This window comes from Pararhizobium capsulatum DSM 1112, assembly GCF_030814475.1.
Lineage (GTDB): Bacteria > Pseudomonadota > Alphaproteobacteria > Rhizobiales > Rhizobiaceae > Pararhizobium > Pararhizobium capsulatum.
In genome coordinates, this window is sequence record NZ_JAUSVF010000007.1 from 96,862 (window position 1) to 112,818 (window position 15,957).

Genomic DNA, 15,957 nt, shown 5'->3' on the forward strand with positions numbered 1-15,957 from the left:
TTCCTCCAAATGCAGCAACCTTTTGGCTATCGCGTATGAATGTCAAACCGCCAGCAATGCCTCTCCTGTTTCCATGTCGGTAACGAAATGCGTTGCGTAACCGCCTTCAAGTGTTGCTGTGATTGCCTCTATCTTAACGGCGCCACCCGCCACGCAAATTCTGTTGGGTGTCTGGATCAGTTCTTCCAGCGCAATTCCTACCATGCGCTCGTCGTGGTCGCCGCCGACGGCGCAACCATGTGAATCGATGAAGCGGCCGATGATGACGGCGACTGCGCCGTTCTCGACATAGGTGTCGATTTCGGCCTGGCTTGCGATCCCGGACGCTCGCACGGTGCTTTTTGTGCCGATATCGCCGACACCGAAAAGAATGCGATTTGTCGAATGTATGAGATCGAATTGTTTCTTCAACACCGGTTCGTCGAGCAGCATCGTTCTGAGTTCCCGAGTCGACAGGATGGCCGGTGCCAGAAGGTTGACACAACGCGCGCCAATCCTGCTTGACAGGACCGAAGTGCATAGTTCGGGCGAGAAATCGGGCTCGCCTGTCGAGCTTCCCGAGACTTGGACCACGGTCAGATGCGGAACCGGTTCAGGAAGGGAAATCTGGTCCGCGACCGAAAGCACGGTGCGTCCCCACGCCACCCCGATCACGTCCCCCGCGGTCACCTGATCCGCCAGAACCCGTGCTCCAGCGTCCCCCAACCTGCGCACGAGATCGCGATCTCCGGTCGAGGGGATGACAAGCGCGCCTTGGAGGCCGAATTTTTCCTTCAGCGCGCGAGCGATCCGTGTTCGGCCACTTGCATGGGTGTTGATACGGATGGAGACGATGCCACGGTCGCGAGCCTCTTGAAGATAGTTGACGATAGTTGCGCGCGAGACATTGAGCGTCTTAGCAATCTCGCTCTGGGTCAACTCGTCGGCGTAATAGAGCCATGCCGCCCAGTTGACGGCGTCGTCGAATTCCGTGGGCAGGGTTCCGCCTGCGTCCAGCATATGTTTCCCCAGAGGTTTTCTATGTCCAACTTATCAGATGGCACGCAATGGCAAATGTCAACACTGTCTGATTTATGTATTGACATGTGTCAGGTGCTGGTGTCACTTGTCTCTATCATAACAATACTGGATATCGGCAATGGAAACGGCAACGAACCGGGGCGGCGGCGCAAACGCTCCCCCAGGCGGCTGGACTGTGTTGATTGATGACATTGTCGCCGGCCGCTGGACAAATCCGGAGACCGGAAAACCGGCAACTGTGCCTTACGAGTCGATCGTCATTGCAGACAGCCTTGCGGGACGTGAAGCCGACCTGGTTGCCCGGCTCGAACTCGGCGAGACGTTCACGGTCGTCGCCGATCACGCCACCTGGGATGCTATGGGTGAACGTGTCGCCCGTGCTCTGGAATCGCTTGGCCCGGTCAAGACAGTTCTTCTCGACCATCCTCATGCCGATATGGCGAATGTGGCGATATTGACCGAAAAGCTGGATGGCGCTGACGGCGTCGTTGCCGTCGGATCAGGCACGATTAACGACCTGGTCAAATATGTAACCGGCCTTGATGGCCGGCGATATTGTGTGTTCGGTACAGCCGCTTCGATGAACGGCTATACCTCAACCACAGCGTCCATGACCCTCGACAACGGTCTCAAGGTGTCATTGCCGTCTCATGCGCCTGCCGGCTTCTTTGTTGACCTTGGTGTCGCCGCAGCGGCGCCGACCTATCTATCGGCTGCCGGTTTCGCCGATTGCCTCGTGCGGTCGGTCGCGCAGGTGGACTGGTGGCTGTCGCACCGCCTCTTCGGGACGCTCTATGCTAAGGCGCCCTATATCATCCAGCAGGAGGACGAGTCGGAACTTAACCGGCGCGCCGCTGGGATCGGCAGTGGCGATGTCTCCGCAAACGGCTACCTTTACCGTGTTCTAACGATGTGCGGTCTCGGCGTGTCCTTTACCGGCATGTCGAACCATGGGTCGATGGGCGAGCATCAGATCTCCCACTACATCGACTGTTTCGCGAGAGACCTGCATCCCGGCACGATTCATGGGCAGCAGGTAGGTGTAGGGGTATTAACCATGGGCCGATTGCAGCGGCACTATCTGGAAAACGCCACGCCACCGAAAATGAAACCTACCCGGATCGATTTTACGAGTATGGTGGGCCGTATGGGCATCGACATTGCCACGCAATGTTTCGATGAGATCCAGCCCAAAATCTTCGATAGTAGCGCGATCGCAGCGGTCAATGAAAAGATTGCCGAGATCTGGCCGGTGCTCCGTGAGGAACTAAAAGCCTTCGTCATCCCGGTCGAAGAAATGACGCGGCTGCTCAAGGCCGCAGGCGGTCCCACAACGGCGCAAGAACTCGGTGTGCCCGTCGAATTTTATCGTGAGGCGGTGGTTCACTGCCGCGAGATGCGCAACCGGTTTTCGTTTCTCGATATTGCCGCAGATGAAGGCATTCTCGAAGACTTCGCACGTGGCGAGGTGTGATCTCATGCGCGCGATCGTAGAAATGCCGTTGGAAGATGCGCGCAGGATCAATACGCTGTTTGCCGATATTGACGACACGCTCACTAAGGACGGGCGCCTGCCGGCCTGTGCCTATCAGGCGCTGGAGCGGCTTCTGGAAGCGGGCATTGCTGTCGCGCCTATCACCGGACGGCCGGCCGGCTGGTGCGATATGATCGCGCGGATGTGGCCCGTCTCGGGCGTTGTCGGTGAAAATGGTGCCTTCTATTTTTCCTACCATCAGGAGAGCCGGCGTATGCGCCGTGTTTTCGCGATAAACGACGATCAACGCGCCGATGATCGCAAACGGCTGAAAACGGTGCGTGACCGCATTTTGGCCGAAGTGCCGGGGACCGCAATTTCCGCCGACCAGCTCTATCGCGAGGCCGACCTCGCCATTGACTTTTGCGAGGACGTACCATCATTGCCTGCCAGCGCAGTGGACCGTATCAAGCGGATCTTCGAGGAGGAAGGTGCGGTTGCCAAGGTTTCGTCCATCCATGTCAATGGCTGGTATGGTGCCTATGACAAGCTGACCATGACGCGCCGTTTCGCTTCCGACGTGCTCGGGCTCGATATCGACCGCGATAAAGACAATATCGTGTTCGTGGGAGACAGTCCGAATGACGCGCCGATGTTCCGTTTCTTTCCCAATGCCTGCGGTGTCGCCAATGTCCTCCACTTTCAAGGACGCATCGAGGCCGAACCGACATATGTAACGGCCGCTGAGGGCGGGCACGGCTTCGTCGAAGTTGCCGATCGTCTTCTGGCAGCGCGTAAGGGGAGAACGGCTGCATGACGATAGCGACGTACGACCTGGCGATCATCGGTGGCGGAATCAATGGCGCGGGTTTAGCGCGCGATGCGGCCGGTCGCGGGCTTAGCGTCTTTCCGTGCGAAAAATCAGATATTGGTTCCGCCACGTCCTCGGCCTCGACCAAGCTCATTCAAGGCGGCCTTCGCTATCTCGAGCACTATCAGCTCGGACTTGTGCGCCATGCACTGCGCGAGCGGGAGGTTCTGTGGAAAATTGCGCAACACATCATCTGGCCGCTCCGTTTCGTGCTGCCGCATCGCAAGGGAATGTGGCCTGACTGGCTATTGCGTTTCGGACTGCTCATCTACGATCATCTCGGCGGGCGGAAAACGCTTCCGGGAACACAGGCCCTCAACCATTCGCGCGATCCCCTCGGCGTACCACTTCGCGATGTATCTTCGATTGGGTTCGAATATTCCGATTGCTGGGTACAGGACAACCGGCTCGTGGTACTCAATGTCCGCGACGCAGAAAACCGTGGCGCCGATATCCGCACGCGGACGCGCCTTGTACGGGCCAACCGCGAGAACGGTTTCTGGCAGGTGAGTGTCGAGGATACGGAGACGGGGGTCTTCGAGAACATTAGGTCTCGGGCGCTCGTCAACGCAGCGTATATCGTCGTGCCACGCGTGTACGAACACGATCGAGGCTACATGTTCCAGAATCCCGATGGGCGTGTTTTCTTTGCAGTTCCCTATGGAAATGACTTCACCTTGATCGGCACGACCGATGTCGACTTTAAGGATCAACCTGATAACATACGCATCTCGGATGACGAGACCGACTATTTTTGCAAGGCAGCCTCATCCTATTTCAAGACGTGGGTAAAGCCATCCGACGTCGTTTGGTCCTATTCCGGCGTCCGGCCGCTCTACAACGATGGCGCTGCCCATGCACAGAAAACTACGCGCGACTATGTTCTTGAAATCGATGGAGCCGAAAACGAAGCACCGTTGCTGACCATCTTCGGTGGAATGATCACTACCTATCGATGCCTGACTGAGGATGCGATTGAAACATTGGCATCGCGGTTCCCAAAGTGGAGTGCGAAGGCGGCCTGCACAGACAAACATGCTTTGCCCGGAGGTGACTTTCCCGCAGACGGAGCAGAACGACGAGTTCAGGATTTGGTGCGGGATTATGGATTTTTAGACATTCGAGCGGCGCGTCGTCTTGTTCGACATTATGGATCCGAGGCGCGCGACATTCTTGCCGGTTCCCGTGCCTGTGGGGATCTGGGCCGGTCCTTCAACGTCGATCTGCCGGAAGCTGAGGTGCAGTTCCCGATGGCGCGCAATTGTGCCCGTACGTCCGAGGATATGGTGTTTCGTCGAACGAAAGCGGGCATCCGCATGAACTTGCACGAGATTGCGGAGCTCGATGCCTGGATGTTGAAACACCGAACAGCAGCTCGCATGCAGAGACAGGAAGAAGTTATCGCGCGCTAAACCGCACCAAAGACTTCAAAGATGCATACCGGTTTGCGGCCGGGGGAAGAGAAACAGGAGCGAGGAGCCGAACCGACAGAGGAGTGTGGGTTTGGCAACGGTGAACGCGTTCGGCTAGAGCGCAAAGTCACAATCCGCTCGCGGGAGGGGTACGGAATGGCCGTCACACAGGTGAAACGCATTGCGATATCGGACTCGCCGATTCCGTGGCTTCTGCCACTGGTTTGTCTGCTCGTGGTCTTCACGATCTACCCACTCATTTACAATGTCTGGCTGAGCTTCCACGAATTCGTGCCCAAGAAGCGTACTTTGAAATTCGTCGGAATGGCGAATTGGGTTCAGCTTTGGAACGACACGCGTTTCTGGAGCGCTCTTGGCGTTACCTTCCTCTATTTCTTCATCGCGTTGGTGTTCGAAATCATCCTTGGCATGGCAATCGCGATGCTGCTCGATGCCGAGCTACCCGGATTTGGCATGCTGCGCGCGACCCTCTCGATGACGCTGGTCATCCCGCCTGCCATTGCCGGCATGATGTTCCTGCTGATGGAGGACCCGCAGTTCGGAGTCTTGCCCTATCTGCTAAATACGATGGGCCTGCTCGACAAATCGACGCCAATTCTCGCAACTTCGTCATTGGCCTTGGCCGGTGTGCTCGTTGCGGAAATCTGGCAATGGACACCTTTCATGGTGCTGATCTTTATGGCAGGCCTGCGCTCACTTCCCGCCGAACCCTACGAAGCGGCGATGATCGACGGGGCCTCGTCGTTTCAGATGTTTCGACGGCTGACGCTACCGATGATGTCGAAGGTGATCGCAGTGGCGGTGCTCCTGCGTGGCATCGATCTCTTCCGCGTGTTCGACTACGTGTTCGTCATGACCTCCGGCGGACCTGGAACGGCAACGTATACCGTCAGCCTCTATGCCTGGCAGCAGACGTTCTCGTTCCTGAAATGGGGGTATGGCGCGACGCTCAGCCTCGTCAGCTTGGTGATGGTGATGATCATGGCCAATATCTTCATCAAAGTCTTTAAGGTGAGGTGGTAGCATGCACCAAAGCACGGGCATACGCACATTGCGCACCATCGGGGGCTGGCTGGTTGTCGCGGCCTTCTTCTTCCCGATCTACTTCTGGACGTCGGTGGCCTTTCGCAACTCAAAGGATATTTTCAACTGGCCGCCGAAGTTCTTCGTCTTCGAGCCGACCGTGAAGAACTTCGAACAGGTCTTTGGCGTCTCGCTGGGTTTCGGCGCAGCGGAAGCCGTCACGCCCGGCGGCGGCAATTTTTATATGGCTCCGCGCCTCTGGGATTCGATTGTCGTCGCCTCGATGTCGACGGTGCTCGCGATCATCGTCGCAACGCTCGCCGCCTATTCGCTGTCGCGCATGAATTTTCGCGGTCGGCACGAGTTCGTCAACTGGGTGCTCTCCACCCGTATGATGCCACCGGTCGCTGTCGCCATTCCGATGTTCTTCATCTTCAAGCAGTTCAGTTTGCTCGACACGTATCTTGGCGTCATCCTGATCCACGGGTTGATGAATCTGCCTCTGGCGGTACTGCTTCTAAAGAGCTTCTTTGACGACATTCCATCCGAGATTGATGAGAGTGCACTACTCGATGGCGCGTCGCGCTGGACGATCTTTCGGCGCATCGTTCTACCGATGGCAAAGGGCGGCATCGCCGCCACCGCCGTACTCTGCTTCATCTTCTCGTGGACGGAATTCCTTTTCGTGCTGACGCTGACCCAGACGAACTTGAAGACGGTGCCGGTGGTTTCGTCCACGTTCGTGACGTCGATCGGCACGGCCTGGGGCAACATGGCAGCGCTTGGCGCCGCATCGATCGTACCCGCGTTCATCGTCATTCTTTTGGTTCAGCGGCATCTCGTGCGGGGCCTGACGATGGGGTCGCTAAAGCAGTAATTCGACGCGGAGGGCGTCTGAATATCCGGCCGGCAATTCTGTTGACCGTATAAAAAGTGGAGGAGAAGAGGATGAAGGACAGTATCAGAAAGATGCATCTCGCATCGATCACCGACAAGTTCGTCAAAGGTCAGATGAGCCGCCGAAACTTCCTGATGGCCGCCGGAAAACTCGGCTTGGGCGCAAGTGCGCTCGGCATGGGCATGGGTCGGCGGCCGTTCACCATTTCGCAAGCAAACGCCCAGGAAGGACTTCAGCCGTCTGCCGACGTCATTGCCTGGCTGAAAGATGTCGGTAAGCCGTTTGCCGGCACGACGCTGAAACTGGCAACGGAATCGACTCCGCCCTCCAACGCCATCAATTCGCAGTTGAAAAAGTATTTTGAGGAGGCGACAGGTATCAAGGTCGAGATCGAAGTTCTTCCGCTGGAGCAAGTTTTACAGAAGTTAACGCTCGACGTAGCGTCATCGCTCGGAACCTATGACCTTTACTACATCGATCAGAGCTGGGCTGCATCCTTCAGCCAGGACGTCTTTGACCCCCGTGAGCAGATCGAGGCAAAGGCCGATTTGGCAATGCCTAACTATAATATCGACGATTTCCTGCCGGCTCTGGTGGACGGCATCTGCAAGTATGAAAACCGCTGGGTCGGCGTTCCCTACGACATTCCGATCTTCATCATGATCTATCGCAAGGACATCTACGAAAAGTTGGGCTTCAAGGCACCCGCCACTTTCGAGGAATTGTATAACAATTCAGCGGCCATCACGAAGGAAATGGGGCCGACCACATATGGCTACGCCGGCCAGATGAAGTCGGGCCACTATGCGCTCGAGTGTGAATGGACATCTATGCTGTGGGGCCATGGCGGCTCGATCTTCAACGCCGACAAGAAGTTCGTCGGCAATGACGAACAGGGCATTGCCGCACTTGACTACTATACCAAGCTGCGTGCCATCATGCCTCCGGGAGTGGATGGCTGGACGTGGGACGGTCAGGGGCAGGCCGTTGCGCAAGGGGTTGCAGCGTCCATGCTTTCCTGGGGCGAGTTTTTCCCCTTCTTCGACGACCCGACCCAAACGAAGGTCTCCGGGCTATGCGAAGTCGTCATCCCGCCGCAGCCGATCGCACTGCGCAAACCGGCCGATTGCGGTTATGGAGAAATACCGGGCGTCGGCCATCAAGGTGGCTCTTCGCTCGCCGTTTCAAAATACTCCAAGAGCCCGGATGCCGCATGGCTGTTCATGCAATGGGCGACATGCGCCGACACGCAGGCACTGATCACCACGCTCGGTGGGGGGACAGGTCCGACGCGTGCCAGCGTCTATGACGATCCCCGCGTTCTTGCCAATGCTCGCGTCGGTGCCGGTACCACCCGCCACCTGCCGGTCGTGCGCGAAACCATCGCCAAGTATATGGGCTCCGAGCCGGACCTGCCGGAATGGGCCCAGCTTTCCAGCGATACGATCCCCGTCAGCCTCGGCAAATATTTTGCCGGCAGTTACAGCTCGTCGAAACAAGCGCTCGACGATATCGCCGCGCAGGTCGATGCAGTGATGAAGGGCTGATCGCAGCAACGGCGGTTTCAACCGCTCTTAAACCAACCGGTTCCCGGGTTGCGCGACCTCTGGCTCTATTCCAGTCGCAGGCGCACCCGGGAACAGCCGCAGAATTATTCGGGAGACTGAAACATGGCGGACAAGCCGCTGATTGCAATTACAGGCGCAAGCTCAGGTATCGGCGAGGCGACGGCAAGGGCATTTTCGGCAGCCGGCCACCCGGTGTTGCTGCTGGCGCGTCGCTTAGACCGGCTGCAGGCGCTGGGCTTGTCGAACGCCGTGTTAAAGCAGGTCGATGTCCGCGATCGGGCAGCACTAGCTGCAGCGGTCACTGATGCCGAGGCAGAATTCGGACCGGTGGACATGATGTTCGCCAATGCTGGTATTGCCCGACTCGGAGACATCGCCAAGCAACCCCCCGAAGAATGGGACGAGATGATAGACATCAACACGAAAGGGGTGATGAACTCCGTCCATGCAGTGATGGCCGGTATGATTAGCCGCCGCCACGGCACGTTGATGATGATGAGTTCGATTGCAGGCCGCAAGGTTTATCCGGATCACACGGTCTATTGCGGCACGAAGTATTTCGTCCACGCGGTCTCGGAAAGCTTACGCGAATACCTGGCACCGCACGAGGTGCGCGTTATCGTTTTGTCGCCTGGAATTATCGACACCGAAGTGCTGGATCATGTGAACGACAAGAATACGCTCGCTAACTACAAGGCCAACAAGGAAGCGATCGGAGGCGGAATTTCCGCTGACATCGTCGCCGAACTGATCCTGAATGCTTACAATCTGCCGCAGCGGGCGATCGTGCAGGAAATCGTCATAACCCCAACGAGACAAAGATACTGACGGCTACAGCCCATGATCCGGCCGTACTGATAAAGAGAATACAAAGACGTGTGGAGCAGAAGTTCATGGCAACCGTAGAATACCAGCGCATCGGCAAATCCTTCGGTGCCTTCAATATCATGCGTGATATTTCGTTTCTGATTGAGGATCATCAATTCGTAGTTCTACTCGGACCGTCCGGCTGTGGGAAGACTACGCTGTTGCGCATGACAGCAGGCCTGGAGAGTGTCAGTGAGGGGGATCTTCTGATCTCCGGTCGCCGGGTCAACGATGTACATCCGCGCGACCGCGACATCGCCATGGTGTTCCAGAACTACGCGCTCTATCCGACCATGAAGGTATACGAGAACATCGCCTTCAGCCTGGAGGTTGCAAAACTCGCACCTGTAGATATCAAGCGGCGCGTCGAACACGCCGCAGAGATCCTCAATCTCACACCCTATCTCCAGCGGTATCCGAAGGAGCTTTCGGGCGGCCAGCGCCAGCGTGTCGCCATGGGGCGGGCGATGGTGCGCGAAGCAGCTGTGTTTCTGTTCGATGAGCCACTTTCCAACCTCGACGCAAAGCTACGTGCACATATGCGCACCGAAATTCGCCAGCTTCACAACCGGCTCAGGACGACCACCATCTATGTGACGCACGACCAGATCGAGGCGATGACGATGGCCGATGAGATCGTCGTCATGCGGGCCGGCAAGATCGAGCAGATTGGCACGCCGGACGATGTCTATGACAGGCCCGCGAGCAAGTATGTCGCCGACTTCATAGGTTCGTCGGCGATCAATTTCCTCACGGGTATCGTCGTTGCCAACCAGGGAGCACCGGCTGTGGAAACCAGGGCCGGCCTCATCCAGCTCGACCCATCCCTGAATGTGACAACGGGCCAGCGGGTGATCTGCGGTGTTCGCCCGACCGATGTCACCGTTGATCCCCACGGGTCCATCGTTGCCCGGTCGCTGCTCATAGAGCGCATGGGGCACGAGGCGCAGCTGTGCTGCGAGGGTCCGGAAGGCCAATTCCTGGCGATTGTCGACAAGTCCGCCCGCTTTGAAACACGTGCGGATATCCGTTTCTCGATCGCACCTGACAAGGTGCACGTCTTCGACGCGGCGACGGAAAACCGGGTCTGACCCTCCGGCTATTGGACAGTTAGTTTTTGCAGCCCGCTTCCGTAAGGATGAGGGGAGAAAGGAGACAGTGATGGAATCGAGATGGGACGAAAGCGAGTTCGCATCCGTAGTCGAGGCTTATGTCGGAAAAGGTGTCAACCGCGATCTGGCCATCCGGACCTATACGACGCGCCTGCTTGGGCAGGATCCGGAGCTGGTGCTACATGGTGGCGGCAATACGTCGGTCAAAACGGCGTTTACTGATCGGGACGGCGCTTCGGTGGATGTCCTTTGCGTCAAGGGCAGCGGCTGGGATATGGGCACAATCCAGCCACAGGGCCTGCCGGCGGTGCGGCTGGAGCCACTAAAGGCCATGGTCGGCTTCAACGAATTGAGCGATGACGAAATGGTGATGCTGCAGCGGCGCCTGCTGATGGACCCCAACGCGCCGAACCCCTCGGTCGAAGCCATCCTGCATGGATTGCTGCCGTTCAGGCATATCGATCATACCCATGCCAATGCGATCGTCTCCCTGACGAACGAGCCGCATGGTGAAGACCTCATCCGCGACCTTTTCCCCAACTCGATCATTGTTCCCTATGTCATGCCCGGCTTCCTTCTGGCCAAGGCCTGCGACGCAGCCTTTCGAGCCAACCCCAATGGCGACGGTATGATCCTTCTCAAGCATGGTATTTTTACCTGGTCTGACGATTCGCGCACAGCTTATGAGGATATGATCGCCAAGATCGATCAGGCGGAACGCAGGTTGGCAAGAGGCCGTCCTCGGCCGTTCACACCTGTCGAACTGCCCGTAGCGGTCGCGAGCGTGGCAGAGATCGCGCCGATCCTACGCGGTGCCATCGCCATCGATACCGGGATCGAGGGAGCACCAAAGCGCTTTGTCATCGAACACCGGACCAGTGCAAAGGTTCTCGACTTCTGCAACGCAGAGACGGTAAAAAGTCTCGTCACGCGAGGCAATGCGACACCCGAACACGTCATCCATATTAAACGCTTCGGCATTGCGCTGCCTGCGCCTGTGTCGGGAAGTCTGGAGGAATGGGGACTGGTAGTCGTTGACGCGGTCGCGGCCTACCAGGCAGAGTACCGCGCCTATTTCGAACGGAACAATGCCCGTGTCGGCGGGGGCAAGACTATGCTCGATCCGATGCCGCGCGTCTTTTACGTTGCCGGGGTCGGCCTGTTTTCCGCCGGTGCCACTCGCAAGAACGCAATTGTCGGCGCCGATGTGGCGGAGGCGACGATCGACGTGATTACGAACGCCGAGGGCATCGAGACTTTCGAAGCGCTGTCCGAGGCCGACCTGTTCGACATCGAATACTGGTCGCTGGAGCAGGTCAAGCTGACCAAGCAGGTGGAAAAGCCCCTGACTCGGCAAATAGCCGTAGTAACCGGCGCAGCTAGTGGGCTTGGCCTCGCCGTAGCAGAGGCCCTTCGCGCCGAGGGTGCGGAGATTGCGCTGATTGACATTGCGGGGGAGGCAGTCGCCCGCGAAGCCAAGAGACTTGGCGGGTTAGGCATCGCCTGCGACGTGACCGATCCGGCGGATGTGGATGCAGCGATCGCCAAGGTGGCTGGTCATTTCGGCGGTGTCGACATCCTGATCTCAAATGCCGGGGCGGCGTTTCAGGGCCGGCTCGTGGATGTGCCGGAGGAAACGTTTCGAAAGGCGTTCGATCTGAATTTCTGGGCCCATCACTACGTGGCACGCGCTGCCGTTCGCGTGATGGAAAAGCAGAACACCGGTGGCGCGATCGTCTTCAACGTGTCAAAGCAAGCCGTCAATCCAGGGGCGGATTTCGGTCCCTATGGCACCTCGAAGGCGGCGTTGATGGCGCTGATGCGTCAATACGCCATCGAACATGGCGCATCGGGCATCACCTCCAATGCCGTCAACGCCGACCGGATCCGTACGGGCTTAATGACGGATGACATGGTCAAGGAGAGAAGCCGCGCGCGGGGCTTGACACCGGAGGCCTATATGCGCGGCAACCTCGTCGGCAGAGAGGTGACGGGTGCCGACGTGGCGGCAGCCTTTGTTCATCTTGCGAAGGCCCGCGCCAGCACCGGTGCCGTGATCACCGTAGACGGCGGCAATGTCGCCGCCATGATGCGATAGCGGTTCGGCTTGCCGTTTGAAGCCAAGCAAGGTGGAGGATCGCCGTGGCAAAAATCGTTGTACTTGGGGCCGGGGTGATGGGCACGGCACTCTGCGTGCCTGCTTCCGAAAATGGCCACACAGTGCTGCTCGTCGGTACGCCGCTCGACCAAAATATCGTGGCGACCCTGCGGCAACCGGGCGGGGTCCACCCCAAACTCGATGACCCGTTGTCCGCCAACGTCGAAGCAATTTCTTTCGACGCGTTGCGGTCCGACCACCTTGGCAATGCTGACTTCATAGTTGCCGGGGTGAGCAGCCCCGGCATCGAATGGGTGACCGATATGCTCAACCGGCTTATGGCCGCACCCTGTCCCGTGGCCTTCGTGACAAAGGGTCTCGACGCGAGGGGGGCCACCGTATCGACCTATGCCCAGGCGCTTCCTCCGCGTATTCCGATGATGAGCGCCTTCGTCGCAATCGGCGGACCTTGTATCGCTCGCGAACTTGCTAACCGTTTGCCGACTGCCAGTATTTACGCCTGTCGGGATATTTCCGTCGCCGAACGGTTCGCCAAGATCATGGAGACAGACTACTACCGTTTGTCGGTGACGACGGATGACACGGGCATCGAAGCCTGCGCCGCCCTCAAGAATTTTTTTGCGATTGGCGTCAGCGCCATGCAGACACGATATCCAGATCCGAGACGCGCAAATAGTCAGTCCAAGAATCCCACGGCAGCAGCCTTCACCCAGGCCACTTTGGAAATGGCGAGGCTCTGCGAGCGGCTGGGCGGCCAATCCGCTACCGCCTTCGGGCTTGCCGGTCTTGGCGATCTGCATGTCACCGTCGGCGGAGGACGCAACAGTCGCCTTGGTCACGGTCTCGGAACGGGCCGCACGGTCCTTGATGTACTGTCCAGGGAATTGCTCGGCGAAACGGTCGAAGGCGTCGATACGGCACGGGTACTTGCGACCATGCCGCTGGATGAGCCGCTTACCAAAGGAGACGCAACCGGGTATTTCCCGCTTGCGTCTGCTATCATGGATGCCGTTCTTGAGCACAAACCCTTCGCGTTGGATTTTTCCAGCCTCGTTGTTCGGTAGTCGCGGGTGCCCCGAGGTGCAATCGATCCGGGAGGCACGGCGAAAATGCGTAGATCGACAGCGTTCCTTATCTCGCTGCGATAGATGCGCCAAGTTCCATAATTGATCTTACGTGATTTTAGATAACATATTGATAGTATTATATGTTTTACTCAAAAAATGTTCACCGTAGTGGAGGCACCTTGTCAGCATTCCTAGAGCCCCAATGTTCCACGCTGTTCTTGTAAGCCATTCCGGCCTCAACGTGGAAACGTTATCCGATGCTCGCAACTAGTGCCTTTGAAAGCGTATAGTAAAATCAGGGCGGTTTTTGAATTCTACGACTGACGCGGAGGTCGGTCTCCTCTTCCGTGCGTCTAGCTTTGAAGTCGTTAGCTGGTATGGGTCTCCGTCGCTATCGTGGAGTTTTTGCACGTATTTCGGATCGTGTTCCGTGGAATGAATGATGCTGAGAAATGCGGCCCGCGAAATTCCTTTTTTGATCGCCGTCGGATGTCGTTCCTTCACCGCATCGATAAGAGCCATGGGACACATTCCGGTCGACGCCAGGCGCCTTGGATCACTTTGTTGCAGTTTCGTTCTGAACGCCGATACGGAGACTCGCTGGCAAGTTTTAACGTTTAATTTTCGGGGCCATTGTGGCCAGTTCAGCGGCGCAAAACCGGCGGTGGGCTCGGAGGGACGACACGAACTCAGTGAAATCAATGGGCTATCCGATCGGTTAGCCAGCCAGTTTCGCGCTATGTTCCGAAGCGATGGCTAACCGGCCGTGGGACACCCTGCCCTTTGATCGCCTGCATTCCTGGCCTTTCGCCCTGTAGTGCGCATTGCGCAGGCCCGGGCGGCGGCTTCTCGGTTTTTGAAGTCGATGGGCGACCACCCCGGCGGAGATGATCGCCCACCAAGAAGCAAGGATGAACCTGCTTCGTTGTCCTCAGCCCGCGGGGTTCACCTTTGAGCGCGAGGTGTCGCTAGCCTTTGGGGTTGGGGTAGCTAGCGCCGTTGATCATAGCGTGCGGTTGAAGCCGCAAATATAGCTATATTTGGGGACTGAAAAAGCGGATGCCATCGCCCAATTGGGTTAGGCGCGACTCAACGTGGTTTGTGTGCATAGTCCGTTCCGTCGCCGTTCGTGTGTGCTTTAGATTGACCAAATCTCGGTCACCTCAGCAGAATGAAGTGAGGTTCAAGCCGGTCGATTCTCACGGGCAGACCGTGACAGTAACTGCTGGGGCCGTCAGGAACATTCCCAGCCTGTCCTGCGTTTCCAGTGGACGGGTTTTTTGATCCAGGAGAGAGCGATGTGGTTCGCAGCCTACGTGTTCTCCAGCATCATCTTCCTCTGCCTCGCCGCCGTGACGATGGTGTCTGGCTTCTCGGTACTCCCAACCATTTTGGCTGGTTTGTCGTTCGCCGCGCTCTTGGCAATCATCAGATACGCTCGGTAGATGCCTAGCCGTCGGTTAAGCCCAGCAAGTCGTGGTAGCGCCCTCGGAATTGGAACATCCGCAGCCGACGAAGGTTTGCCCCAGAATGCGCTGAGACGTTCTGCGGGCTGCGAACGTGGTGCAAGACTCTGGATACCAGTTCACGGTCAGTCAGTTACAGCTTGAGGAGAGTAGGATGCCAAGTTCGAACAATCATGTTGCCTCACTGGTGAAGGCGCGCGTTAAGTTAGTGGAAAGACGTCGCGCGGAGGCGGAGCGTGCCGGTACCGCAAGCAACATCGACGAGTGTTTCCTTGAGATTGTGAAATATCAGCAGGCTATTGAAGTGTTAGATAGGGCTATCGCCGACGAGGTCATGCTTGAGAAGAAGCCTTACACGGCCGACGACGTCCAGTAGTATGATGACTTGGTTCGAATGTGGAAGAATTCTTCTGTGGGCATCCTGCGGAGTTGTAGCGGCATTGATTGCGCGAGTTAAGAAGCGACGATGGTACCTTTGGCTTGTGATCGGGCTAATCCTCGTTCCCTTCGCGGTTGTTGGGATCGCGCAGCTGCCGGCCATAAGCAAAATTAGTGAAACGGATGCATGAGAAGTCAAACGGGCCGAGACCGCCTAATGCCTATCGAAATTCCTCAATCATGACCCCGATCACCGACTTCATCGCAGAGCTTATCCGGGCCGCGAACAAGGTCGAGAAGCTAGGCGTACCGCAGCGGAAGCGCCTGCTTCAGCGGGCCATAGGCACGATTTACGCCTTGCGCGACAAGGTGGGCATGGTGTCAGACAAAAACTCGGCCGATGCTACCGCCCGTCTCAAGGTTGTGGCGGGAACGATCGATCGACGGACGAACGAAGAAGTAGGAGCGGCACTGCTTGTGGCGGCCGATATTATCCGCACGCTCAAGATCGTGCTGGATGCAAAGGATGAGGTTTTGAGGGGCGAATGAGGGGGCTACTTCCGCCAACGAATAACTCGTCGTTCCGCCAAGTTGCAGATTTTTCACGGTCCCGGACGTGCGGCCGCCAATCGACACGAAAGGCCCGGCGTTTTTTTTTTTT

Annotated in this window: 14 protein-coding genes; 13 read left to right on the forward strand and 1 reads right to left on the reverse strand. The window is 57.5% G+C overall.

Annotation, left to right across the window (positions count from 1 at the left end):
* Window positions 1-42: 42 nt before the first annotated feature.
* A complete protein-coding gene (locus QO002_RS30785) occupies window positions 43-999 on the reverse strand; it encodes a sugar-binding transcriptional regulator (RefSeq protein WP_307237563.1) in 957 nt (318 codons plus the stop codon).
* Window positions 1,000-1,138: 139 nt separating this feature from the next.
* Here QO002_RS30785 and QO002_RS30790 point away from each other — a divergent pair, with 139 nt between their 5' ends.
* The 13 genes from QO002_RS30790 to QO002_RS30850 all read left to right on the forward strand — a co-directional run bounded on the left by QO002_RS30790 (window position 1,139) and on the right by QO002_RS30850 (window position 15,845).
* On the forward strand, window positions 1,139-2,494 hold the full coding sequence (locus tag QO002_RS30790; RefSeq protein ID WP_307237565.1) for a sn-glycerol-1-phosphate dehydrogenase: 1,356 nt from the start codon (window positions 1,139-1,141) through the stop codon (window positions 2,492-2,494).
* 4 nt (window positions 2,495-2,498) lie between these two features.
* Window positions 2,499-3,311: an HAD-IIB family hydrolase gene (locus QO002_RS30795; RefSeq protein WP_307237568.1), complete on the forward strand. Its 813-nt coding sequence runs from the start codon at window positions 2,499-2,501 to the stop codon at window positions 3,309-3,311.
* A complete protein-coding gene (locus QO002_RS30800) occupies window positions 3,308-4,777 on the forward strand; it encodes a glycerol-3-phosphate dehydrogenase (RefSeq protein WP_307237571.1) in 1,470 nt (489 codons plus the stop codon). Before QO002_RS30795 ends, QO002_RS30800 begins: the two co-directional genes overlap by 4 nt.
* Window positions 4,778-4,933: 156 nt before the next feature.
* Window positions 4,934-5,821, forward strand: coding sequence for a carbohydrate ABC transporter permease (locus QO002_RS30805; RefSeq protein WP_307237574.1), 888 nt, complete (start codon window positions 4,934-4,936; stop codon window positions 5,819-5,821).
* A gap of 1 nt (window position 5,822) precedes the next feature.
* Window positions 5,823-6,698, forward strand: a complete 876-nt coding sequence (locus QO002_RS30810; RefSeq protein ID WP_307237577.1) for a carbohydrate ABC transporter permease — start codon at window positions 5,823-5,825, stop codon at window positions 6,696-6,698.
* Between the two features lie 71 nt (window positions 6,699-6,769).
* Window positions 6,770-8,266 carry an ABC transporter substrate-binding protein gene (locus QO002_RS30815; protein WP_307237580.1) on the forward strand — a complete coding sequence of 499 codons (1,497 nt, stop codon included), beginning with the start codon at window positions 6,770-6,772 and terminating at the stop codon, window positions 8,264-8,266.
* Window positions 8,267-8,389: 123 nt separating this feature from the next.
* Window positions 8,390-9,115, forward strand: coding sequence for an SDR family oxidoreductase (locus QO002_RS30820; protein WP_307237583.1), 726 nt, complete (start codon window positions 8,390-8,392; stop codon window positions 9,113-9,115).
* A gap of 65 nt (window positions 9,116-9,180) precedes the next feature.
* On the forward strand, window positions 9,181-10,245 hold the full coding sequence (locus tag QO002_RS30825) for an ABC transporter ATP-binding protein (protein ID WP_307237586.1): 1,065 nt from the start codon (window positions 9,181-9,183) through the stop codon (window positions 10,243-10,245).
* 70 nt (window positions 10,246-10,315) lie between these two features.
* Window positions 10,316-12,364 carry a bifunctional aldolase/short-chain dehydrogenase gene (locus QO002_RS30830; protein WP_307237588.1) on the forward strand — a complete coding sequence of 683 codons (2,049 nt, stop codon included), beginning with the start codon at window positions 10,316-10,318 and terminating at the stop codon, window positions 12,362-12,364.
* Between the two features lie 44 nt (window positions 12,365-12,408).
* On the forward strand, window positions 12,409-13,449 hold the full coding sequence (locus QO002_RS30835; protein ID WP_307237592.1) for an NAD(P)H-dependent glycerol-3-phosphate dehydrogenase: 1,041 nt from the start codon (window positions 12,409-12,411) through the stop codon (window positions 13,447-13,449).
* Window positions 13,450-14,750: 1,301 nt separating this feature from the next.
* The gene (locus tag QO002_RS30840) at window positions 14,751-14,897 is read left to right on the forward strand and encodes a hypothetical protein (protein WP_307237595.1); all 147 of its coding nucleotides are present in this window, start codon (window positions 14,751-14,753) and stop codon (window positions 14,895-14,897) included.
* A gap of 175 nt (window positions 14,898-15,072) precedes the next feature.
* Window positions 15,073-15,294 carry a hypothetical protein gene (locus tag QO002_RS30845; protein WP_307237598.1) on the forward strand — a complete coding sequence of 74 codons (222 nt, stop codon included), beginning with the start codon at window positions 15,073-15,075 and terminating at the stop codon, window positions 15,292-15,294.
* 242 nt (window positions 15,295-15,536) lie between these two features.
* Window positions 15,537-15,845 (forward strand): hypothetical protein, encoded by a 309-nt coding sequence (locus QO002_RS30850; protein WP_307237602.1) that lies wholly within the window; start codon window positions 15,537-15,539, stop codon window positions 15,843-15,845.
* The last annotated feature ends 112 nt before the right edge of the window (window positions 15,846-15,957 follow it).